Genomic DNA, 21,949 nt, shown 5'->3' with positions numbered 1-21,949 from the left:
CGGCCGTCAATGGCCGAGGGCTTAGTCGTTCCCGCCCAGCTGGGGGGCTGCGAAATAGGTGGCGTCTGGCGACTCGAGGAACTTGACCGGACAGCCGGCGACCACCGCCGAGAGGCCGGAACCCGGATCGATCAGTTCGACCAACATCCCGCGTGCCTTGAAGTAGGGGTCCTGGAAGATGTCTGCGGCGCTGTTGACCCGTCCGATCGGCACTCTCCCCCCGAGCAGCTTCAACGCTTCGGCTGTCGTAACCGTGCCCGCCCAGGCGGAGATCGCTGCACGCACTGTCGCGGCGTTCTCGGTACGCGCGGAGTTCGACGGATAAGCGGCGCTCAGGTCGGCCCGCCCGATGGCTAGGGTCAGTTCCGCCCAGAACTTCTCGGTGGTAGCTGCGAGGGCGATCCACCCATCCGACGTCTCGTAGGCGCCGAACGGCTCGAAGTACGGGTGGGTATTCCCTTGTCGTATCGGGACCTCTCCCGCGTACGAGTACTGATGCACGATGCGCTCGGTCATGCTCAGAACCGAGTCCAACATCGAAACTTCGACGAACTCGCCGACACCCGACTCGCGCGCGCGTACCACCGCCGCAAGGACGCCTATCGCGAGGTGCGCTCCGGGCAGAATGTCCCCGATCCCGACGCCAACCTTCTGCGGGGGGCCGTCGGCCTCCCCAGTCATCCACTGAACGCCACCCATCGCCTGGGCGACGATGTCGAAAGCCGGCCAGTCGTCGTATGGTGTTTCGCCGAACCGCGGATCGCCGAAGCCGCGCACTGCTCCATAAACGAGCTGTGGGTTGCGCCCGCGCATCCGTTCGTAGGACAGCCCGAACCGGTCCATCACACCTGACCGGAAGTTCTCCAAGACGATGTCTGCGGTTCCGACCAGATCCATGACCGCAGCAATTCCGTCAGGCGTCTTGAGATCCACCACGAATCCCCGCTTGTTCCGGTTCACGCTCATGAAGTAGCCACCGAGTTCGGTGTCCTCATGCCCGGCGTGGAACGGACCTGCAGTCCTGATGATGTCGCCTGTAGGCGGCTCAACCTTGACGACGTCGGCACCGAGATCGGCGAACAACATGGAGCAGTACGGACCGGCCAGCATCTGCGTGAAGTCGATGACACGGAGCCCCTCGAGTGGCCGTGACGTGTGCCGCCCCTCGCGCTCCCGAAGACTCTTCATCTCAGCGACTCAAGGTCGCGGCATGCGCCTCGGCCTGACCCTCGGGAGTGAAGTAGGTGGTGCGACGGAGCTTCGCGACCCTGCCTTTGAGAGCGACCGGGAGGGCCATCTTCCTCGAAGCCTCATCGATCATTTCGTCCCCCAACATGACCGCACCACGGGCACCTCCTGCAGCGGACGTGAAATAATCGTACGCGTCGAGGATGTACTCCGCGCGGTCGTAGTCCGATTGTCGCGGCGAGTACACCTCGTTCGCCACATCGATCTGGGCCGGGTGCAGCACCCACTTTCCATCGAAACCCAAGGCGGCCGAACGTATTGCGGTCTCGCGATAGCCATCGACGTCCTTGATACGGCCGAATGGGCCATCGATCGCCTGCTTGCCGTGGGCTCGGGCAGCCATAAGGATTCGCATCAGGATGTAGTGATACGCGTCGGCCTCGTACCCCTCGGGCTGCGCACCGACGACCAGACTGCGCATGTTGAGGCTGGCCATGAAGTCCGCCGGCCCGAAAACAATGGTCTCGACCCGCGGCGACGCGGCCGCAATCTCATCGACGTTGATGAGGCCCTTTGCGTTCTCGATCTGAGCTTCGATGCCGATACGGCCGATCTCGAGGCTCTGCGCCTTCTCGATCTGGGTGAGGAGAAGATCGAGCCACGCCACCTGGGCAGCGGATTCGACCTTGGGGAGCATGATGCAGTCCAGCTGGGAGCCGGCGCCCTCGACGACTCCTACGACGTCCTGGTAGGCCCATTCAGTCCTGACATCGTTGACTCGGACGACTTTGGTCGGCGCCTTCCACTCACGCTCAACAAGAGCCGCGACAACCCGTTCGCGAGCCTCTGCCTTGGCGATCGGCGCGACGGAATCCTCGAGGTCGAGGAAGATCTGATCCACGTCCAAGCCAGACGCCTTGGCGATCATCTTGTCGCTTGAGCCGGGCACTGCCAAACAGGATCGTCGGAGCCGGGTGATCGATTCAGGCATCTGGAGCCTCTTCCGTATGGTCAATGAGCGGATTCCGTCGACGGACCCGAAGACTTCGATCGGCCTCGAAGACGGCCTCGCCATGCTGGTTGACACCCCAGTGGTGGCAACGCACGACACCGGAATCCGACCTGTCCGCGTCGACATCAGTTATCTCGGTGTAGGCGTAGAGCGTGTCTCCGTGAACGACTGGAGACTGCAACCGCATCCCGGTCAGGCCAATCTCTTGGATGCAGTTCTCGGACACGTCCTGACTCGCGAGGCCGATCACGATGGACGCTGTCACTCCCCCGAACACGACGCGTTCTCCGACTGGGTGCGTCTTCATAGCGTGCTCATCAAAATGGGCCGATGCAGTGTTCACCACCAGGTTGGTGATCAGGACGTTCTCGAGCTCGCTGACCGTCTTGCCACGCGCGTGTCGGAATTGTCGACCTACTGAGTAGTCCTCGAAATACGTACCGACCGCAGTAAGGCCATTCATCGGCCGGTCCCAGGAGCCTTGCCCAGAACGTCGTCCGACAAGATCTTCAGCTGGATTTCGGACGTCCCTTCGAAGATCTTCGTGAGTCGGGCCTCCCGCCAGTACCGCTGGGCAGCGAAGTCCGTGGTGTAACCCGCCCCCCCGTGGATCTGAAGACCCTCACTGGTGACCTTTTCAGCCATCTCCGAGGCGATGTACTTGGCGGCGGAGGCGAGCGCTCCACATTTCTCGCCAGCGTCGATTGCACGAGCGGCCGCGTAGGTGAGCTGTCGAGCCGCCTCGATCTGGGCAGCCATATCGCCGATCTTGAAACGAAGTGCCTGGAACTCTGAGATCGGATGCCCGAATTGGAGACGGCGCTGAGCGAAAGTCACTGCATCTTCCAGGGCGGCGCTTGCGAGCCCGACGGCGCGCGCCGCCGTGTGAACCCGGGCGAGTTCCAGACTCGACATTCCAGCGTAGAAGCCCTTGCCTTCATCTCCGAGAAGGGCATCGGCAGGTACACGGAAGTTGTCGAAGACCAGCTCGAAGGTGTCCCACCCGGTGTAGCCGATCTTGCGAGCCGCTGCGGCGTGGATACCCGACGGGAATCCGCCGGGCTCCTTCTCTACGAAAAACGCGCTGATTCCAAGGTGCCGCTTGTCCTCCGTCGGAGGCGCTGATGTCCGGGCGAACACGACGATGTAATCCGCTCTGTCAGCGTTGGTGCACCACATCTTGGCGCCGTTGATGACCCACTCGCTCCCGTCGAGGACGGCGCGACAGGTGATGCTCGCGGCATCGGATCCGGTGTCCGGCTCAGAGAGGGAGAACGCACCGAGATATTCGCCCATGACGGCACGATGCATGTACTTCGCGCGTTTCTCGACGCTCAGTCCTCGAGGCAACATGCTGCTACGGATGATGCTGGACACACTCATCCACGCGCGTGCGAGCTCCTCGGTCACAAGGATGTACTCGAGCGCACCGAGCCCCAGCCCACCGTCTTCGACCGAAGTCATGATCGCGAAGAACCCGACCTCACCCATTCTCTGGATCAAGGTTGGCGGGATCTTGCCACCGATCGGGTCCAACTCGTTCGCCAGCGGGAGGACCTCATCCATCGCGAACTGTCGAGCGAGCCGCTGAATATGCTGCTGCTCCTCAGTCAGTTGGGTCGTTCGTCCCCACGTGGTCGCGCTCATGACGTGGTCGTACTTCCCACGATGTTGGTCCTGGTGAACGCCAGCACCTTGTTCCCGTGCTGGTTGAAGCCCCGTGTGCGCCAGGTGACGACTCCCGAACCCGGACGGCTCTCGGACGGGCGCATGCCAACGACTTCGCTCCGTGCGACCAGGGTGTCTCCGGCAGTCACGGTTTCGTAGTAGGCGAGGTCATCGATCCCGAGGAACGCGCCCTCGACGCTACCCTCGCTCAGGTCCTCGACCGACAGTCCGAGAACCGTCAGAAACGCGAGATACGGATTGAGGGGGCGCACGTGGTGACCCCGCTCAGCGGCGAACTCGGCATTCAAGTAGATCGGGTTGTAGTTCAAGGTGAGGCAACCGAACGCTGTCCCGTCGGACTCGCCGAGTGTCCGCCCCCAATGATGCACGAACGTTTGGCCGAGAGTGAAGTCCGCAAACACTCGCCCCTTCCGCGCAGGAGTGATGTCGGCGAACGTCAACTTTGTCATCGCAGCTCTAGTACCTGTCTCCTATGCGTCTACCTATTTACTTCGAGGCCATATTATTCGATCTCGATTGATTTGGCAACGCTCCGGGAACAGTCCTCATCACTCCTGAACCGCGCCCCCTATGGGAGGGTGGATGGGTGACTAACCAGCCCTCAACCCAGTTCGCTAATCGCGGCCGTGGCAGGCCGGGGTACGACCAGGCAACCGTGCTAAGGCACGCGATCGACCTGTTCAACCGACAGGGCTACGAGGGCACGAGCATGGGTGACCTCGCCAAGGAGCTTGGCTTCACCAAGTCCGCGATCTATCACCATGTTCCGAGCAAGGAGCACCTGCTGGAGCAGGCGCTCAACGAGGCACTCCATGGGCTCACCGACATGATTGAGGCCACCCGGACAAACGCGGAGGGCACGGCGCATGACCGGCTTCGCCTCGCAGTCCGGGGCAGCGTCGAGATTCTCGTCGCCCACCTCCCGGCGGTGACGCTGCTGCTTCGGGTTCGAGGCAACACAGCCGTAGAGCTCGAGGCACTGCGCCGACGCCGAGAGCTCGACGACAAACTGGCCGAGCTGGTCACTGCCGCGGTGGGCGAGGGGGGACTTCGCGACGACATTCCGGCCGATCTCACCAGCAAGCTGCTCTTCGGCATGGTGAACTCGCTCATCGAGTGGGTCCGGCCAGATGGCCGCTATGAACCCGGTGTTATCGCCGATGCGGTCACAGCTATCGCCTTCGACGGCCTCAGCCGATAGCCAGGCTGCGCCCACGGGACTCCGCGTTGAGCTTGTCGCCCACCCGCACCGTGACGTAGATCCCTGAGCGGCAGGCTACGTCGATCGCAGAGCCGGCGAGCGGGACGATCACGCCGCCATGGCCCAGGTCGTAACGCCTCTACACGTCGTCTCGATGACCATCGCGATGTGAGCCCGGCCGGGTGCGATGCTTTCGAAGCGTCATGCCGAGCGCCTTGCTCGAGAAGTCCGTCGACCACATCTTGTCGCCGAAGTCCGGGTTGCTCACCACTTGTAGAACCCCTCTCCCGTCTTGCGGCCGAGTTGGCCTGCGGCGACCTTGTCGCGGAGGATCTGCGGCGGCGCGAAGCGTGGTCCGAGCTCGCGCTCGAGGTACTCCGCGATGGCCAAGCGCACGTCGAGGCCGACGATGTCTGTCGTCCTCAACGGCCCGACGGGGTGCCTGTAGCCGAGCGTCATCGCGGTGTCGATGTCGTGGGCGGAGGCGACGTTCTCGTCGAGCATGCGCATGGCCTCCAGGGCGAGCCCGACGCCCAGGCGGCTGCTGGCGAAGCCCGGCGAGTCCTTGACCGTGATGGCGGTCTTGCCCAGCAACTCGACCCAACCCTGTGCCTGCTCGACGAGAGCGGGGTCGGTCTGGGTGCCGACGACGACCTCGACGAGGTCGCTGGCAGGCACCGGGTTGAAGAAGTGCAGGCCGATGAACTGCTTCGGCTTCTTTAACGCGAGTGCGAGCTCGTCGATCGAGAGCGAGCTCGTGTTCGTGGCCACGAACGCCTGGGGCGCGACCCGCTCGATGGTGGCAAGCACCTCGATCTTGAGCCCGGGCAGCTCTGGGACGGCCTCGATCACCAAGCCTGCTTGGGACAGCGCGGCCGGGTCCGTGGCGACCGTCAACGACCCCGCAACATCGATGCCACGCTCCTTGGCCTTGGCCAGACTCGTCTCGACGCGGTTGGCGGCGGCCAGGGCTGCGGCTTGGCCGGTCTCGATGACCGTCACGTCGCCTCCGGCGACGAGGAATGCATGCGCGATACCGGCACCCATCCGTCCTCCGCCGTATACACCGACCTGGTTGGGGATAGTCATGACTTCACCTTCTTGCGGTCCAGGAATGCCTTCATGCGCTCGTGCTTGTCCTCCGTCTCGAAGAGCACCGCCTGGGCAATATCGTCGATCAGCGGGTGGGCGTCGGGCGGTGCGTGGAACAACGATTTGGTCAGCCGGATGGCCAACGGTGCCTGGGCGACGATCCGGTCTGCCAGTCGGTGCCCGGCGGTTTCCACGTCCTCAGCGACTTCGTTGAGGAGGTGGCAGGCCAGCGCCTCGTCGGCATCGAGGATGCGGCCGGCCAGCAGGATTTCCTTGGCCAGGGGTTCTCCGACGAGTTCCTTGAGCCGCCACCCGGCGCCGGCAGCGGCGAGAATCCCCAGCCCTGGCTCGGGGTTGCCGATCTTGGTCGTCGGTGTGCCGATGCGGAAGTCGCAGGCGTACGCGAGCTCGGCTCCGCCGCCGAGGGCGTAGCCATCGATGAGCCCGATGACGGGCATCGGTAGCCGCCTGATGCGGTCGAAGATGCCGGAGTTGATGCCGCGCAGGGCGTCGTCGCGGCGGCGCTTGGAGAGCTGGGCGATGTCGGCTCCGGCGGCGAACGTTCCGCCCGTTCCGCGGATCATGGCCACCTTTGGCTCGGTTTCGAGCCGATGACACACGTCGTGCAGAGCCTCGACCATGTCCAAGTCGATGGCGTTGCGGGCCTCCGGCCGGTTGAGTAGGACGAAGAATCTGTCCGCGGTCTCGGTGACCAGCACCGGGTCGGTCATGGTCGCTCCAGGAGAAGCGCCGTGCCTTGGCCCACACCAACGCACATCGTGGCCAGGCCGCGCCGCGCGTCCGACCGCTCGAGACGGCCGAGGAGCGTGATGGCTAGGCGGGCACCCGAAGCGCCCAGCGGGTGGCCGAGCGCGATGGCGCCGCCGTCTGCGTTCACGATGTCGTCCTCGAGTCCGAGTTCGCGGATGCAGGCGATCGACTGGGAGGCGAAGGCCTCGTTGAGCTCGACCGCGTCCAGGTCACCGACGCTCCAGCCGGTGCGCTCCAGTACCTTGCGGGTCGCCGGAACCGGTCCGATCCCCATGATCTCGGGAGCGACCCCCGCACTTGCGCCGGCGACGAGACGAGCCCGGGGCGAGAGACCGTGCTTCTCGGCGAGACGCTCGCTCACCACGACCACCGCGGCGGCACCGTCGTTCAGGGAGCTTGAGTTCCCTGCGGTGATGACACCGTCGGCGTGGTTCACCGGGTGGAGTCCGGCTAGCCGATCGAGACTGGTGTCGGCACGCGGACCCTCGTCCTCGATGAGCTCACCGGCAGGCACGATCTCCTGGGCGAAGCGACCGTTCTTCCGAGCATCGACCGCCCGCTGGTGGGACCGCAGTGCGAACGCGTCGAGCTCCTCACGGGTCAGTTTCCACAGCTCAGCGATACGCTCGGCGGTCTGAGGCATCGACCGCGTCGTCTCGGCTCCGAAGGCCGGGTTGGTGAAGCGCCACCCAATCGACGTGTCGTAGGACGCACCTGGCTTGGCCCATGCCTTCGACGGCTTCTCCGCCACCCACGGCGCTCGGGTCATCGACTCGACACCGCCGGCCACAACGACGTCCGCGTCACCGGCGGCGATCATCTGCCGAGCGATGATGATGGCGGTCAGCCCACTGGCGCACAGCCGGTTGACCGTGAAGCCCGGGATGGAGTTCGGCAACCCGGCCAGCAAGGTTGCCATCCGAGCGACGTTGCGGTTGTCCTCGCCAGCCTGGTTGGCGCCACCGAACACGACCTCGTCGATCAACTCGGGGTCGATTCCCGCTCGGGTCACCGCCTCGCTGACGACGAGCGCGGCGAGGTCGTCGGGGCGGACGCCGGCCAGCCCGCCGCCGTACCGGCCGATGGGCGTGCGGACTCCGTCGAGGATGAAGGCCTCGGACATGATTCTCCTACTGAGGATTGGCGATCAGGCGTCGAAGTCGACGGTGACGTTGTCGCTGACCGGGAACGACTGGCAGGTGAGGATGAACCCTTGCTCTACCTCGGTGGGCTCGAGGGCGTAGTTGCGGACCATGTCGACCTCGCCATGGCGCACATTGGCCCGGCAGGTGCCGCAGACCCCGCCCTTGCAGGCGAACGGCAGATCGGTTCTCGACTCCTGGGCCGCGTCGAGGATGGTCTTCTCGCGTGGCATGGGCGTGGTGGTGCTGCGGCCGTCGAGTACGACGGTCACGTCACTCGTGACGCCCTCGACGACCTTGTCGGCGTGACGCAGCTGTGGCGGCGGTTCGTCGACGAAGAAGAGCTCGAAGTGCACCTTCTGGGGCGCCACCCCAAGGTCGGTCAGGACCTCTCTGGCGTCGGCGGTCATCGCGAACGGCCCGCACAGCCAGACGTGGTCGACCGCTGCCAGCGGCACGAGGGCCGTCAGGATAATGCGGAGCTTCTCCGCGTCGAGCCGTCCGGAGAAGAGCTCTACGTCGCGGGGTTCCCGTGAGAGAACGTGCATGAGGTCGAACTGCGAGCCGTAGCGGTTCTTGAGGTCGGCCAGGTCCTCGGCGAACATCACTGAACTTGTCGTGCGGTTGCCGTAGAGCAGGGTCAGCTGAGTGTTCGGGTTGGCTAGGACCGACGTGGCGATCGACAGCATCGGGGTGATGCCCGAACCGGCGGCGATGCACAGATGCCTCTCACCCGCGTCCGGTATGGCCCGGAAATTGCCACTGGGAGTCTGGACTTCCACGACGTCTCCGGGGCGTACATCGTGCACGAGCCAGGATGAGAAGAGGCCGTCAGGTATCGCGCGCACGCCGATCCGTGGACGCTCACCGACGCCGGAACAGATCGAGTAGGTGCGCCGGTGTTCGACGTCGTCGATGATGCGCCGCAGCGTGAGCGACTGGCCGGCTGCGAAGTCGAACGCTGCAACGAGTTCCGGGGGGACGTCGAACGTGACCGCTGCAGCGTCGACGGTGAGCGGCTCGATGGCGGCCACGGTCAGTGAGTGGAACCCGGCCCGGGTGAGCGTCTCGGTCATCAGATCTCTTTCACATGGTCGAACGGCTCGAGGCATGCACGGCACTGGTACATCGCCTTGCACGCTGTACTCCCGAACTCGGAGGTCAGCGACACGTCGTCCGACTGGCAGCGCGGGCAGCTCACCTCTCGGCGGATTGGGAGCAGTGAGAGCAGCACCGGGCCGCTCGGCGCGACGCCCGGAGGTGAGATGCCGTGCTCAGCCAGGGCGTTGCGGCCTCGTTGGGTGATCCAGTCCGATGTCCAGGCCGGATGCAGCGACACCTTGACCGTAATATCATCGAACCCCGAGGCTTGAAGGCGGTGCACCAGGTCGTCACGCATGGTGGCCATGGCCGGGCAGCCAGAGTACGTCGGCGTGATCGAGACGACTAGCCGGCCGTCCGCGCCCACGGCGACATCGCGCAGTACGCCGAGGTCCGCGAGGGTGAGCATCGGCATCTCGGGGTCGGTGACGGTGGCCGCGACAGCGCGGGCCCGCTCGAGCGCCTCCACGCTCACCACTGGCCCATCGGGTGTGCGCGTGCAACGACCTGCAGCTCTGCCAGGAGCTTGCTCAGCGCCTCGGTGTGCAGGCCGTCGCGGCCCTTGCGGCGCTGGATGCCCGCCAAGGGAAGGACCTCAGGACGCGGGACGCCACTCATCGCGAAGACCTGCTCCAGGATCAGGTCGACCTCATCGGCAACGGACGAAGGGTCGACCCCCACGCTCGCCTCGACCGCGTGGGGCTCGAAGAGCTCCGACTTGAGCGACCACAGCCCCTCGAGGGCCGTGAGCAGCCGGCGTCGCGACTCATCTGTCCCCTGCGCGAGCGTGAGGAACCAGCGGCCGGCGAAGTCGCGGTGATACGTCAACTCCTTCACACCCTTGGCCGCCACGGCGGAGAGCACGGCGTCGGGGCTTGCGGTGAGCCGCTCCAAGATCGCGAGCCGGAACGTCGAGAAGATGAGCAGCCTTGCGGTGGTCTCGGCGAAGTCACCGTTCTCCACCTCGACCAACCGGACATTGCGGAACTCCTGGTCGCCGCGGAAGAACGCCAGGGCATCCTCCGGGGGAACCGGGGATCCCTCAGGCATGGCCGGCACAATCGACGGGTCGGCTGCGGCGGCCCGCGCGTAGAGGAGCCGGGCTTGGCCCAAGAGGTCGAGCGCGATGTTGGAGAGCGCGATGTCCTCTTCCAGGTCGGGTGCACGGCTGCACCACTGCGACAGGCGCTGCGACGCGATGAGCGCGTCGTCGGCAAGCATCACGCAGTACGTCGCCAGCTCAGCCGGGTCGACACCGTCGGGCACGGTCGTGTCGACGCCCGCCAGCGGGTCCTCGAAGTCGGTACCGAAGGCCCAGTGTGCGTCGTTGACCAATAGCCCGTCGTACACCGACTCGTGAGGCTCGTGGTGCACCGGGTTGGCGTCGGAGTTGTTCAGGTTCGTCATCAGGCGCTCACATGTGGGGGACGTTGTCGGGGATGTCGTAGAAGGTCGGATGCCTGTAGACCTTGTCGCCGCTGGGGGCGAACAACGGATCCTTCTCGTCCGGGCTCGACGCAGCGATGGCGTTGGAGCGCACCACCCAGATGCTGACGCCTTCATTGCGACGGGTGTAGACGTCGCGAGCATGGTGCAGCGCCATCTGGTCGTCGGCGGCATGCAGGGATCCGACGTGGACGTGGTTGAGCCCTCGCTTACCACGGACGAACACCTCGTACAGCGGCCACTCTGCTTCGATCTTCAAGATGTCGCTCACTGCTCTGTTCCCTTCGCGGCAAACGCCATGGCGGCCTCGCGGACCCAAACCCCGTCGTCGTATGCCTTCTTGCGGTGATCGATGCGCTGCTTGTTGCACGGGCCGTTGCCCTGCACGACATCCCAGAACTCTTCCCAGTCGGGCGCCCCGAAGTCGTAGGAACCGCGTTCGTCGTTCCACGTGATCGACGGGTCGGGCAGCGTCACCCCCAGGGCGTCTGCCTGCGGCACAGTCATGTCGACCATGCGCTGTCTCAGCTCGTCGTTGGTGTTGCGCTTGATCCCCCAGGCCATCGACTGGGCGGAGTTGGGCGAGTCGTCGTCGGGCGGGCCGAACATCATGAGGGCGGGCCACCAGAAGCGGTTGACCGACTCCTGCACCATCGCGCGCTGCTCGTCAGTGCCACGCATCATGGTCGCCAGCAGCTCGAAGCCCTGGCGCTGGTGGAAGGACTCCTCCTTGCAAATCCGGATCATCGACCGTCCGTAGGGTCCATACGACGTGCGGCACAGCGGCACCTGGTTGCAGATCGCAGCGCCGTCGACGAGCCAGCCGATCGTGCCCACGTCGACGTACGAGAGGGCCGGGTAGTTGAAGATGGAGGAGTACTTCTGCGACCCGTCGATCAGTCGGCGCGTCAGCTCGTCGCGGGAGACGCCGAGGGTCTCGCAGGCGGAGTAGAGGTAGAGCCCGTGACCGGCCTCGTCCTGCACCTTCGCGAGCAGGATCGCCTTGCGGCGTAGGGAGGGCGCGCGGGTCACCCAAGTGCCCTCAGGCTGCATCCCGATGATCTCCGAATGGGCGTGCTGGGCGATCTGCCGAATCAACGTCTTGCGATAGCCCTCCGGCATCCAGTCTCGCGGCTCGATGCGGTCGTTGTGGCCGATGGTGGCCTCAAACCCCGCCAGCAACTCTGCCTCGTCGACTGGCATCTTTCCTCCTATTGCCTATTTACTGACCGATCGGTCTGTAATAGTGTTGCACGCGATCGCCAACCCTGGCAATGAGAGGAATTGAACTTGTGAGCGCACTTCTGGAGAGTTATACGGCCGGGACTTGGTTCCACGCCGAGGCCGACGGCGAGGCCCTGCTGGACGCCTCCACCGGCGAGGAGGTCGCCCGTATCTCGAGCTCTGGACTCGATCTCACTGCGATGGTGGAGCATGCGCGCAACGTCGGCGGGCCAGCAGTTCGCGACCTGACTTTCCACGAGCGAGCAGGGCTCCTGAAGGCACTCGCCAAGCACCTGTCCGCTCACAAGGGCGAGTTCTACGCGCTCTCGACGCGCACCGGTGCAACCAAGACCGACTCCATGATCGACATCGATGGCGGCTTGGGCACGGTCTTCAGCTATGCCAGCAAGGGCACGCGCGAACTGCCCAACGACACGATCGTCCTCGACGGCCCGGTTGAGCAGTTGGGCCGTGGCGGCCAGTTCATGGGCCAGCACATCTACACGTCCCGCCCGGGCGTCGCGGTGCAGATCAACGCGTTCAACTTCCCCGTCTGGGGCATGCTCGAGAAGTTGGCACCCGCGTTCCTCGCCGGCCTGCCGAGCATCGTCAAGCCGGCCAGCCAGACGGCATACGTCACCGAGCTCGTCGTACGCCGGATCATAGAGTCCGGCATCCTCCCCGAGGGATCGCTCCAACTGCTCTGCGGAGGCGCCGGATCGTTACTCGACGAGCTAGGCGTCCAGGACTCCGTCGCGTTCACGGGCTCCGCGCGCACCGCCGGCATCCTGCGTAACCACCCCTCGGTGCTGCACGGAGGGGTCACGCTCGGCGTCGAGGCCGACTCACTGAACTGCTCGATCCTCGGTCCCGATGTCAACGTCCACGACCCCGAGTTCGACTTTTTCGTAAAGGGCGTGGTCGCCGAGATGACGGCCAAGGCTGGCCAGAAGTGCACGGCGATCCGCCGCGTCATCGTTCCCGAACCGATCGCCGACCAGGTCATCGAGGCGATCAGCGCACGCCTCGCCAAAATCACCATCGGCAACCCCGCCGAAGAGGGCATCCGGATGGGGCCGCTCGCCTCCCTCTCCCAGCGCGACGAGGTCGCCAAGGCCGTCGAGGCGCTGCGCAACTCGGCCGAGATCGTCTACGAAGGCGACACACCTGACCTCCCGGGTGCGTTCATGGCGCCCGTCCTGCTGAGAGCGCGAGCCGGCGCGACCGAGCTGCATGACGTCGAGCCGTTCGGCCCGGTCAGCACCGTCATCACCTACCACTCGATCGAGGAGGCCGTCGCTCTCGCCGCGCGCGGAAAGGGCAGCCTGGTCGGTTCGCTGGTCACCAACGATCCCACCGTGGCGCGCGAGGCCACCCTCGGGCTCGCCCCGTGGCACGGCCGAATCCTGGTCCTCAACCGCGCCGACGCGGCCGAGTCCACCGGTCACGGCTCTCCGCTGCCGATGCTCGTTCACGGTGGCCCGGGCCGGGCCGGCGGGGGCGAGGAGCTCGGTGGCATCCGAGGCGTGCTGCACCACATGCAGCGCACCGCGATCCAAGCCTCGCCGGACATGGTAACCGCGATCACCGGTCGCTGGACCACGGGTTCTCTGCGCGTGCTCGGCAGCACTCACCCGTTCCGCAGGAGCTTGGCAGAGATGAGGATCGGCGACAGTGTCGAGACCGACACACGCACCATCTCGCTCGAGGACATCGACCACTTCGCGGAGTTCACCGGCGACACGTTCTACGCCCACACCGACCCCGAGGCGGCCGCCGCAAGCCCCCTGTTCGGCGGCATCGTCGCGCACGGCTACCTCGTCGTGTCCCTGGCAGCCGGTCTCTTCGTCGAGCCCAACCCTGGGCCGGTGCTCGCCAACTTCGGCGTCGACAACCTACGCTTTCTCACGCCCGTGAGGGCCGGTGACACGATCCAGGTGCATCTCACAGTCAAGCAGATCACTCCCCGCTCCTCGGCGGACTACGGCGAGGTCCGATGGGACGCGGTCGTCACCAACCAGGACGACCAGCCCGTCGCGACGTACGACGTGCTGACCCTTGTGGCGAAGACGTGGCCCCAGAATGAAGGAAGCGCATGACCCACCGCCTCACCATCCAGTACGACACGCCTGCCGACCCCGAGGCATTCGACAAGCGGTACTTCGAGCAACACGTCCCCCTGGTTAGGCCACTGCCCGGGCTGCGCGGCGTGTCGTTCTCGAAACCACGCGGGCTCGGCGGCGTAGCTCCCTACCTGGTGGCTGAGCTCGACTTCGATGACGCGAACGCCCTCAAGGCCGCGTTGAAGTCGCCGGAGATGGCTGCGGTCGGCGCCGACGCGGAAACCCTCCCGGCCACGCGAGTAATGTTCACCGGGGAGGTCGTCGGCGCTGACTGATGAGCGCCGACCATTCCGCAGGTGAAGGCGCAGGTCATTCCGTCGCGTGGTCGGCGAACAACTGGAGGGCTAGGTCGATGGTGGCACCGTCGCGCGCGGCGGGTGTCGCCATTGTGTCGCCAACGATCGCTCGCGCCACCATGCTCTCGACAAGATCGATACCAAGTCCGGGCGCCTCCGTCGTGAGAGAGCCGACCGAGCCCTCGTCAAAATCCTGATCCAAGTGACGGTAGACCTCACTCAAGACCTCTTTGATCGGCTCGTCGTCCCCGACCACGATGAGTGAGCTGAACAGCCACCCGTCGCGGACCACACGTTGCGCTGTTCCGACGAGTTTCACGACCCCGCGAGCGTTGACGCTTTGTGCCCCCGCGCAGTACTCCCCCGGCACGGCGCCGACGCGTGCATCGATACCCCACTCGCGAAACATGTCGGCGAACATGGTCCCGAAAGAGATGAACCTCTGTTCCTGCCCCGCGACGGCGTTGATCTCGTGCCTCGTGTGATCGACCACGAGCGCAGCTTCGGTATAGGCGACGGCCCGGCCACCTGTTGGGCGCAGCACAGGCGTGAACCCACGCTCCAGGGCGCTCCCGACAGCACGCTTGAATCCGGGTAGTCGCTCATCCCGGCGTCCGAACGCCACAACGGGACTGGTTGGCCGATAGATGCGGACCGTTTCGTCGGCCCGGTCTTGGGAGACCCGCCTTAAGGTCGCATGGGCGAACGCCAGCTCCAGGGCTTGGTTGCCGCCGGTGAGTGGCCCGGAGAGGAATCGCACGTTGCCATCATCCCCGACAGCGAGAGGACGCGAAGCGACTGGCGACTACCGGCCTTCGAAGACGGGCTTCCGCTTAGCGAGGAACGCCGCGACCCCGTTCCGATGGTCTTTGCTCTGGCCGACTCGCGCCTGGGCCGCCGCCTCGGACTGGAGCGTCTCGGCAATGGTCTCGTTGAACGACTGGGCAATCAGATGTTTGGTCTCCGCGTACGCAATCGTTGGGCCAACTGCGAGTCGCTGCGCCAGGGCGCGGGCGACGTCGCCCACCTCCTCCGCCGGCACCACCCGTCCAGCGATTCCCCACTGAACGGCATCATCGGCGCTGAACGGCTCCGCGAGCAGGATGAGTTCCTTGGCGCGAGACTCGCCCACAGAGCGTGCGAGCGTGCTGGCCAGTCCTGAGTCGCAGGTCAAGCCGATCCCCGTGAAAGCCGTACTCATCATCGCTTCGGCCGACAGAACGCGGAGGTCGCACGCGAGCGCAAGGGCCAGGCCGGCCCCGACGCAGGTGCCGTTCACGGCCGCGATGACCGGCTTCTCCATGGCCGCCAGGGCAGTCACGATCGGAGCGTAGTGCTGGCCGATTGTCTCGAATGCTGTTGCCGGATCTGTCTTGAGCGCTTCGGCGTGCTCCGCGAGGTCTTGTCCCACACAGAAGGCCAAGCCAGCACCTGTCAGCACAACCGCTCGCACGGTCGCATCCGCCGCGACACGGCTGAGCTCATCGCGCAAGGCTTCCTTGGTGAGGCGATCCAGGGCATTGCGTTGCGCTGGTCGATTGATCACCACGGTGGCCACTGCGCCGGCTATGTCAACGACGACCGGACTCTCCTGCATTCTCGATCCCTTTCGGTCAGTTGTGCGCGTGAAGGGGCTTGCCCGCTAGTGCGAGATGGGCCTCACCGAGCGCCTCACCTTGAGTCGGGTGCGCATGGATCAGCCGCGCAACGTCGCTCGGAAAGGCTTCCCAGCCACAGATCATTTGGGCCTCGCTGATCAGCTCGCCCACACCCTCGCCGACCATGTGGACGCCGACCACCGGCCCGCCGGTCTTCCTGACCAGCTTGATCTGCCCCTGTGCCCGCATGATCTGGCTTTTGCCGTTGCCGCCGAGATCGTAGGTCTGGGTCTCGACGTCATCCCCGTAGCGCGCGCGGGCTGCAACCTCGGTGAGTCCGACCGAGGCGACCTCTGGATTGCTGTAGGTGACTCGCGGCACCAGTTCATCCTGGACGGGAACAGGGTCCAGCCCTGCGATTTCCTCGGCGACGAACACTCCGTGGGCGAAGCCGCGGTGCGCGAGCTGGAGTCCGGCGACCACGTCGCCCACGGCGTACACACCATCGACGTCAGTGCTAAGGCGCTCGTCGGTGACAACGAAGTCCCGGTTGAGCCGCACACCGTGCTGCTCGAGACCGATATCAGCCGTGGTGGGCGTGCGACCCACGGCCACGAGCATCAGGTCTGCTTCAACCGAGTCTCCTCGGGAAACGTGAACCAGTACACCAGCTTCGGTGTCCTCGTGCTTCGCGTACGCCGTGTCCGTTCGTACGTTGATTCCGCGTCTCCGGAAGGCGCGTTCGAGCACGAGCGACGAGCTCTCCTCTTCGCCGGGGACAAGTCGAGGAAGCGCCTCGATCACCGTCACGGCAGCGCCGAACGACCGCCAAGCGCTGGCGAACTCGCAGCCGATTACTCCGCCACCCAGGATCACGACGGCCTCTGGGACCCGGTCGAGCTTGAGGGCGTGTTCGGAGCTAAGGGTTCGTACGCCGTCGAGCTCCAGACCTGGGAGTGTCCGGGTGGTAGAGCCGGTCGCGATCACCAAGTTCCGACCGGTGACTGTCTCCCCCCCGACTGCCACTGAGCGGGGGCCCACAACTCGGCCAGCACCGGCGATGATCTCGATGCCACGTCCTGAAATGAGGCCGGTCAGTCCCTTGAACAGCCGACTGACCACGGCGTCCTTGTAGCGGTGCACGGCCCCCATTTCGACATGGTCGAAGGTGGCGTGCACTCCGAACTGAATGGCGTCGCGGGCGGAGTCCGCAATCTCGGCAGCGTGCAGCAGCGCTTTGGTCGGGATGCACCCGGAGTGCAGGCAAGTTCCGCCCACCTTGTCCTGCTCTACGAGCGCTACCGACAGCCCCAGCTGGGCTGCTCGGAGAGCGCAGGCATAGCCTCCCGACCCGCCTCCCAGGACGACGACGTCAAAGGTCCTCACTGTCATCACAGCCTCGCCATCGCGGCGATCGGGTTTTCGATCGCGTCCGCGACACTGCGCATGAACCCCGCGGCGGTACCGCCGTCGCACACCCGGTGGTCGAACACGAAGCTCATCTGAGTGATCTTGCGGACACTGATCTCGCCATCGACGACCCAGGCTCGATCGATGATGCGGCCGAAACCAAGGATCGCGACCTGCGGGTGGTTGATGATCGCGGCGCTACCGTCGACGCGGAACCCGCCATAGTTGTTGAGAGTGAACGTTCCCGAGGACAGTTCCGCTGCCGTTGCTCGACCCTCGCGCGCGGTTGCCGTCAGGCGGCGGATCTCGGAGTCGAGCTCCGACGTCGTCATGGTGCCCGCACCGATGACCGCCGGCACGACCAGCCCACGCTCGCCCTGGACCGCGATGGCCAAGTTGATTCCTTCGAGTTCGACAATCTCCTGACGATCGACATCCAGTCGCGCGTTGAGGACCGGGTACTCCTTCAGGGCCGCCACGACGAACCGGGCGAGGTGGGCAAGAATCCCCGGGCCCGGATCGCCGGGCAGGCGACTACTCTCGCGCAGTTCCCAGAGGCGCGTCGCATCCACATCGACCCACACGGTCGCCTCCGGGATCTCAGATCGACTGCGGCTCAGTGCCGCGGACACTGCCTTGCGGAATCCATTGAGCGGAATCCGTCGTTCGGCCGCGTTCTCTGCGCCTGGCGGGACAGTGCTTCGGACAATGGGGGCGGCGAGCTGGCGCTCGACGTCAGCCCTGGTGATGACTCCGCCCCGCCCCGTGGGCGTGACGCTCTCGAGATCGAGCCCGTTCACTCTCGCAAAGTTCCGGACGAGTGGGGAGATCACAAGACGCGAGCCGCGAGCCGCCTGTTCGCGGCGCTCGGACACAGGGCTCAGAGTAGGGGTGCGCGAACGACGGCTGCGAGCTCTTGAAGGTCCGCCGGAAGTGCCGTACCCGATAAGAACGTTTCCCGAGCCACCCCCCTCCTCCTCGCGATAGGCAACAGCAGCGATCGAAGCGCTGGAAACGGCCGCCGGCTCACGCTCGGGCACGAACTCGGCGACCGTGATCAGGGGCTTACCGACGTCGAGGGTCGAACCCTCTGCGGCATGCAACGTGGCGACTAGACCGGCGTACGGTGAGGGGACCTCAACGAGGGACTTCGCAGTCTCCACCTCGACGATGCTTTGGTCGACTGACACGACATCACCCTCGGCGACAAGCCAGCGAACGATCTCAGCTTCGGTGAGGCCCTCGCCCAGGTCGGGAAGAAAAAAGGTCTGGTCAGCCATCAGTCGTCCCACTGGAGGTCGTCGACAGCGTCGAGCACTCGATCGACGCCAGGGAGCTGAAAGTGCTCGAGCTTTGGCGGCGGGTACGGGATGTCGAATCCGACGACTCGGCGAATCGGCGAAGCCAGTGAGTGGAAACAGCGCTCAGTCACACGCGCGACGATCTCCGACGAGACGCTCGCGAAACCCGAGGCCTCCGCGACCACCACCGCGCGTCCCGTCGAACGAACCGCCGCGCAGACGGTCTCGTCGTCGAACGGCACGATCGACCTCACGTCGACGACCTGCAGGCTGCGCCCTTCTTGGGCGGCCACGTCAGCTGCCTCGAGCGCGACGGGCACTGCGGGTCCGTACGCGATGAGCGTGGCATCCGTGCCCTCGCGGCGTACGACGGCCCTGCCGATCCCGGGCACCGACGAGTCGCCCAAGGTGACCTCTTCCTTGCTCCAGTAGAGCTTCTTCGGCTCGAGGAAGATGACCGGATCAGGTGAAGCGATGGCCTCCCGAAGCAGCGAGTAGGCGTCGCTCGGTGTCGAGGGTGCGACCACATGGAGGCCAGGCGTGTGGGCGTAGTAGGCCTCGGAGGAGTCGCAGTGGTGCTCGACACCGCCGATGCCCCCTGCATAGGGAACTCGGATGACGATCGGCAACGACATCCGACCGCGGGTCCGGTTGCGCATCTTGGCGACGTGGCTGACGATCTGCTCGAACGCGGGGTATGCAAAGGCATCGAACTGCATCTCAACGACCGGGCGCATGCCGTTCATGGCCATTCCAATGGCCATTCCGACGATCCCCGCTTCCGCGAGGGGAGTGTCGAAGCAACGATCCTCGCCCAGATCAGCAGTGATCCCGTCGGTGACGCGGAAGACGCCGCCGAGCTGACCGACATCCTCCCCAAACATCAAGACAGTTGGGTCGTCGGCCATCGCGTCACGCAGCGCCCGATTGAGCGCCTGCGCCATCGTGAGCTTCACGTGCTCCATCTCGTTCACGGTCATCAGTGCGCTCCTTCTCGGCTCAGCTCGTCGGCGACTACCGCCATCTGCTCCACGAGTTGCGGCGTGGGCTCGGCGTACACATGCGCGAACAGGGCGAACGGATCCGGTTCGACATCGCGATTGAGGCCGTCACGCACGTGCGTGGCGAGTTGCTCCGCGCGCGCGGCAAACTCCGCCAGCTGCTCGTCGGTAAGGAGGCCCCGGTCGCGGAGGTGCGTCTCAAGCCGCGTGATCGGGTCTCGCCCGGCCCAGGCCTGCACCTCCTCGTCCTCGCGGTAACGCGTGGCGTCGTCGGCATTGGTGTGGGCCTGCATCCGATAGGTGTGCGCCTCGACCAACTGCGGCCCGTCCCCGGCACGCGCACTCGCGACGGCATCGCCAAGCACGGCGAGCAGTGCTGCCAGGTCGTTCCCATCGACTCGCTGGCCCGGGATTCCGTAACCGATCCCCTTATGGGCAAGGGACGGTGCCACCGACTGACGTGCGAGAGGGACGCTAATCGCGTACTCGTTGTTCTGAATGAAGAACACCACGGGCGTCTTGAAGACAGCCGCGAAGTTGAGGGCCTCGTGGAAGTCGCCCTCGCTCGTTGCCCCGTCCCCAGTCATCGCCATGACGACCGTGGGCTCGCCGCGGAGCTGAGCCGCGTGCGCTACGCCGACCGCGTGCAGCAGTTGGGTAGCGAGGGGCGTGGTCGCGGGGGCAACCTTGTGCTCGTAGGGGTCGTATCCGGAATGCCAGTCACCCTTCAGCAGGGTCAGCACTTCGACCGGGTCGACACCGCGACCCACCACAGCCACGGTGTCTCGGTACGTCGGGAAGAGCCAGTCCCCTTCGGTCAGTACTTGAGCAGCGGCGACCTGACACGCCTCCTGGCCGTGCGACGACGGGTACACGGCCAGCCGCCCCTGCCGCACCAGCGCATACGCCTGGTCGTTGAGCCGCCTGCCCGTAATCAAGCCGTCGAACGCCCTGACGAGCGCCTCGTCAGCGGGCGCGGGGTACCTCAGCGACTCCACCGAATGGCCGTGCGCGTCGACAAGCGTGACAGGTTCGGCGGACGGAAGGAGATGGTCGTGTGTCATGCAAGAATGGTCCCCTTCTTGCCATTCAGATTCCATATCGGCCTGGAATGCGAGAATATGTAGCCTATAGTGGCCAGTTTAAGAGCCGAACATCCAAAAACGGTTCGTGCTAGAACGAAGGATGAGACGAGTGGCCAACAGCTTGGACACCACTGACGAGCGGATCCTCGCTGAGCTCACCAGGGATGGGCGCATGTCCATGCGGACCCTTGCCGAGACCCTGCACATCTCGCGAGCCAACGCCTACGCTCGCGTCGAGCGCTTAACCAGGGACGGTGTAATCCGAGGCTTCCGGGCCGACGTCGACCCCGTCGCGAGCGGGCTGGGAACGACCGCCTACGTCACCCTGAGCCTTCGTCAGGCGGACTGGCGCGAGGTCCGCGAACGACTGTGCGCCCTCGAAGGCATCGTGCACATTGGGCTCGTCGGCGGTGAGTTCGACGTTATCCTGCTCGTCAGGGCGCGAGACAATGGCGACCTCCGGAGGTTGGTGCTCGACGAGATCCAGGGCATGCCCGGGGTGCGCAGCACACGCACGTTGCTGGTTTTCGAGGAGCCACAGCCGCTAGTCCGAAGCTAGGCAGCGCACCGCGTCAAAGTGTCCTGACGGCGTTGCCGCCGCTGTGGCTCCGCGCATCTGAACGTCGGACTCACTCCCGATCACTTTCACCGATTGGGCGATCGCCGGCATCCTCTGCCCGGACGCCTCCCTCAACAGCTCGCGCATCCTCAATGTCTCCGATTCCCGCGAACCGCCCACTCTCGGAGCGGAGCGTGACCCATGTCACCTACTGCCCAGTAGGACTGCCCCCACCGCGGCGAGTCACTAGCGTGACTGGCACTGAAGGTTCAGGACCCACCAGCCACCACGCGCTGACCGAGCCGGCCTTCGTGGACACGGACACGGCTCGGGACGGCTCCGGTCACTGCGGACACCACGGCGATCCCGGGGCACTGCGGACGTCCGATGACCAGTTCGCGGCGACACTGCAGCCTACTGACGGTCACTACCTGCGCGGCGTACGCCGCCTCCGAGCAGATATCCGGGTCCCTCATGTCCGCACCACCCCACGCCCCGACCACGTCGCCTTGCGAGATCTGCTGGGCGGAGGTGGCCACTCACCTCTATGGGTTCCATCGCGAGTGGCACCGGGCCCAGACCGTGGGGCATGCGTCGATCGAGGAGCGGATCCTGCGTCGGGCGACCGTCGCTGCCACCGACGTCGTCCGCGACCGGTTGGCCGCACTGGCCGAGACGACGGGGACCCCGTCGTGATCCGGCTGCGCTGC

24 protein-coding genes are annotated in these 21,949 nt (G+C 65.4%); 5 read left to right on the top strand and 19 right to left on the bottom strand.

Annotation, left to right across the window (positions count from 1 at the left end; translation table 11 throughout):
- Window positions 1-21 precede the first annotated feature (21 nt).
- Genes FB382_RS07815 through FB382_RS07795 form a run of 5 tightly spaced genes read right to left on the bottom strand, consistent with a single transcriptional unit; the run spans window position 22 to window position 4,329 of the window.
- Window positions 22-1,188 (bottom strand): CaiB/BaiF CoA transferase family protein, encoded by a 1,167-nt coding sequence (locus FB382_RS07815; protein ID WP_182538146.1) that lies wholly within the window; start codon window positions 1,186-1,188, stop codon window positions 22-24.
- 1 nt (window position 1,189) lies between these two features.
- Window positions 1,190-2,179 (bottom strand): HpcH/HpaI aldolase/citrate lyase family protein, encoded by a 990-nt coding sequence (locus FB382_RS07810; protein ID WP_182538144.1) that lies wholly within the window; start codon window positions 2,177-2,179, stop codon window positions 1,190-1,192.
- Entirely contained in the window at window positions 2,172-2,663 is a 492-nt protein-coding gene (locus FB382_RS23080) for a MaoC family dehydratase (RefSeq protein WP_182538142.1), read from the bottom strand. The genes FB382_RS07810 and FB382_RS23080 overlap by 8 nt, the downstream gene beginning before the upstream one ends.
- Complete coding sequence (locus FB382_RS07800) at window positions 2,660-3,847, bottom strand: acyl-CoA dehydrogenase family protein (protein WP_182538140.1); 1,188 nt, start codon at window positions 3,845-3,847, stop codon at window positions 2,660-2,662. Before FB382_RS07800 ends, FB382_RS23080 begins: the two co-directional genes overlap by 4 nt.
- Window positions 3,844-4,329, bottom strand: coding sequence for a MaoC family dehydratase (locus tag FB382_RS07795; protein WP_220481292.1), 486 nt, complete (start codon window positions 4,327-4,329; stop codon window positions 3,844-3,846). Before FB382_RS07795 ends, FB382_RS07800 begins: the two co-directional genes overlap by 4 nt.
- Before the next feature lie 146 nt (window positions 4,330-4,475).
- On the opposite strand from FB382_RS07795, the gene FB382_RS22835 reads away from it, so the two are divergent.
- The gene (locus FB382_RS22835) at window positions 4,476-5,090 is read left to right on the top strand and encodes a TetR/AcrR family transcriptional regulator (protein WP_182538136.1); all 615 of its coding nucleotides are present in this window, start codon (window positions 4,476-4,478) and stop codon (window positions 5,088-5,090) included.
- A gap of 264 nt (window positions 5,091-5,354) precedes the next feature.
- Here FB382_RS22835 and FB382_RS07785 read toward each other — a convergent pair whose 3' ends face one another.
- The 8 genes from FB382_RS07785 to paaA are packed head-to-tail and all read right to left on the bottom strand — an operon-like array spanning window position 5,355 to window position 11,845.
- Window positions 5,355-6,179 carry a 3-hydroxyacyl-CoA dehydrogenase family protein gene (locus FB382_RS07785; protein ID WP_182538134.1) on the bottom strand — a complete coding sequence of 275 codons (825 nt, stop codon included), beginning with the start codon at window positions 6,177-6,179 and terminating at the stop codon, window positions 5,355-5,357.
- Window positions 6,176-6,913, bottom strand: a complete 738-nt coding sequence (locus FB382_RS07780; RefSeq protein WP_182538133.1) for an enoyl-CoA hydratase/isomerase family protein — start codon at window positions 6,911-6,913, stop codon at window positions 6,176-6,178. Before FB382_RS07780 ends, FB382_RS07785 begins: the two co-directional genes overlap by 4 nt.
- Window positions 6,910-8,076, bottom strand: a complete 1,167-nt coding sequence (locus FB382_RS07775; protein WP_182538131.1) for a thiolase family protein — start codon at window positions 8,074-8,076, stop codon at window positions 6,910-6,912. Before FB382_RS07775 ends, FB382_RS07780 begins: the two co-directional genes overlap by 4 nt.
- Window positions 8,077-8,100: 24 nt before the next feature.
- Window positions 8,101-9,171 carry a 1,2-phenylacetyl-CoA epoxidase subunit PaaE gene (gene paaE / locus FB382_RS07770; RefSeq protein ID WP_182538129.1) on the bottom strand — a complete coding sequence of 357 codons (1,071 nt, stop codon included), beginning with the start codon at window positions 9,169-9,171 and terminating at the stop codon, window positions 8,101-8,103.
- Complete coding sequence (paaD, locus tag FB382_RS07765) at window positions 9,171-9,671, bottom strand: 1,2-phenylacetyl-CoA epoxidase subunit PaaD (protein WP_343055525.1); 501 nt, start codon at window positions 9,669-9,671, stop codon at window positions 9,171-9,173. The genes paaE and paaD overlap by 1 nt, the downstream gene beginning before the upstream one ends.
- Complete coding sequence (gene paaC / locus FB382_RS07760; protein ID WP_182538127.1) at window positions 9,668-10,603, bottom strand: 1,2-phenylacetyl-CoA epoxidase subunit PaaC; 936 nt, start codon at window positions 10,601-10,603, stop codon at window positions 9,668-9,670. The genes paaD and paaC overlap by 4 nt, the downstream gene beginning before the upstream one ends.
- Before the next feature lie 7 nt (window positions 10,604-10,610).
- Window positions 10,611-10,913 carry a 1,2-phenylacetyl-CoA epoxidase subunit PaaB gene (gene paaB, locus FB382_RS07755; protein ID WP_425490060.1) on the bottom strand — a complete coding sequence of 101 codons (303 nt, stop codon included), beginning with the start codon at window positions 10,911-10,913 and terminating at the stop codon, window positions 10,611-10,613.
- Window positions 10,910-11,845 carry a 1,2-phenylacetyl-CoA epoxidase subunit PaaA gene (gene paaA, locus FB382_RS07750; RefSeq protein WP_182538125.1) on the bottom strand — a complete coding sequence of 312 codons (936 nt, stop codon included), beginning with the start codon at window positions 11,843-11,845 and terminating at the stop codon, window positions 10,910-10,912. Before paaA ends, paaB begins: the two co-directional genes overlap by 4 nt.
- 89 nt (window positions 11,846-11,934) lie before the next feature.
- Here paaA and paaZ point away from each other — a divergent pair, with 89 nt between their 5' ends.
- Together paaZ and FB382_RS07740 are read left to right on the top strand one after the other, a co-directional pair.
- Entirely contained in the window at window positions 11,935-13,965 is a 2,031-nt protein-coding gene (gene paaZ / locus FB382_RS07745) for a phenylacetic acid degradation bifunctional protein PaaZ (RefSeq protein ID WP_182538123.1), read from the top strand.
- Window positions 13,962-14,264 (top strand): EthD family reductase, encoded by a 303-nt coding sequence (locus FB382_RS07740; RefSeq protein ID WP_182538121.1) that lies wholly within the window; start codon window positions 13,962-13,964, stop codon window positions 14,262-14,264. Before paaZ ends, FB382_RS07740 begins: the two co-directional genes overlap by 4 nt.
- A 34-nt stretch (window positions 14,265-14,298) precedes the next feature.
- Here the strand turns inward: FB382_RS07740 and FB382_RS07735 are convergent, their stop codons facing one another.
- The 6 genes from FB382_RS07735 to pdhA are packed head-to-tail and all read right to left on the bottom strand — an operon-like array spanning window position 14,299 to window position 20,659.
- Complete coding sequence (locus tag FB382_RS07735; RefSeq protein WP_343055524.1) at window positions 14,299-15,045, bottom strand: lipoate--protein ligase family protein; 747 nt, start codon at window positions 15,043-15,045, stop codon at window positions 14,299-14,301.
- 45 nt (window positions 15,046-15,090) lie between these two features.
- On the bottom strand, window positions 15,091-15,882 hold the full coding sequence (locus tag FB382_RS07730) for an enoyl-CoA hydratase/isomerase family protein (protein ID WP_182538118.1): 792 nt from the start codon (window positions 15,880-15,882) through the stop codon (window positions 15,091-15,093).
- Between the two features lie 16 nt (window positions 15,883-15,898).
- A complete protein-coding gene (lpdA, locus tag FB382_RS07725) occupies window positions 15,899-17,275 on the bottom strand; it encodes a dihydrolipoyl dehydrogenase (protein WP_182538116.1) in 1,377 nt (458 codons plus the stop codon).
- The gene (locus tag FB382_RS07720; protein ID WP_182538114.1) at window positions 17,275-18,573 is read right to left on the bottom strand and encodes a dihydrolipoamide acetyltransferase family protein; all 1,299 of its coding nucleotides are present in this window, start codon (window positions 18,571-18,573) and stop codon (window positions 17,275-17,277) included. The genes lpdA and FB382_RS07720 overlap by 1 nt, the downstream gene beginning before the upstream one ends.
- Entirely contained in the window at window positions 18,573-19,559 is a 987-nt protein-coding gene (locus FB382_RS07715; RefSeq protein WP_182541409.1) for an alpha-ketoacid dehydrogenase subunit beta, read from the bottom strand. The genes FB382_RS07720 and FB382_RS07715 overlap by 1 nt, the downstream gene beginning before the upstream one ends.
- A 14-nt stretch (window positions 19,560-19,573) precedes the next feature.
- Window positions 19,574-20,659 (bottom strand): pyruvate dehydrogenase (acetyl-transferring) E1 component subunit alpha, encoded by a 1,086-nt coding sequence (gene pdhA, locus FB382_RS07710; protein WP_182538112.1) that lies wholly within the window; start codon window positions 20,657-20,659, stop codon window positions 19,574-19,576.
- Window positions 20,660-20,789: 130 nt separating this feature from the next.
- On the opposite strand from pdhA, the gene FB382_RS07705 reads away from it, so the two are divergent.
- Window positions 20,790-21,239 carry an Lrp/AsnC family transcriptional regulator gene (locus FB382_RS07705; protein WP_343055523.1) on the top strand — a complete coding sequence of 150 codons (450 nt, stop codon included), beginning with the start codon at window positions 20,790-20,792 and terminating at the stop codon, window positions 21,237-21,239.
- A gap of 531 nt (window positions 21,240-21,770) precedes the next feature.
- Window positions 21,771-21,935 carry a hypothetical protein gene (locus tag FB382_RS07700; protein ID WP_182538108.1) on the top strand — a complete coding sequence of 55 codons (165 nt, stop codon included), beginning with the start codon at window positions 21,771-21,773 and terminating at the stop codon, window positions 21,933-21,935.
- Window positions 21,936-21,949: the final 14 nt, after the last annotated feature.

It is taken from the genome of Nocardioides ginsengisegetis, from assembly GCF_014138045.1.
In the GTDB taxonomy this organism is placed as follows: Bacteria; Actinomycetota; Actinomycetes; order Propionibacteriales; family Nocardioidaceae; genus Nocardioides; species Nocardioides ginsengisegetis.
Note: the sequence above shows the minus strand (reverse complement) of the source record. Positions and strands in the feature narration are given on the sequence as shown.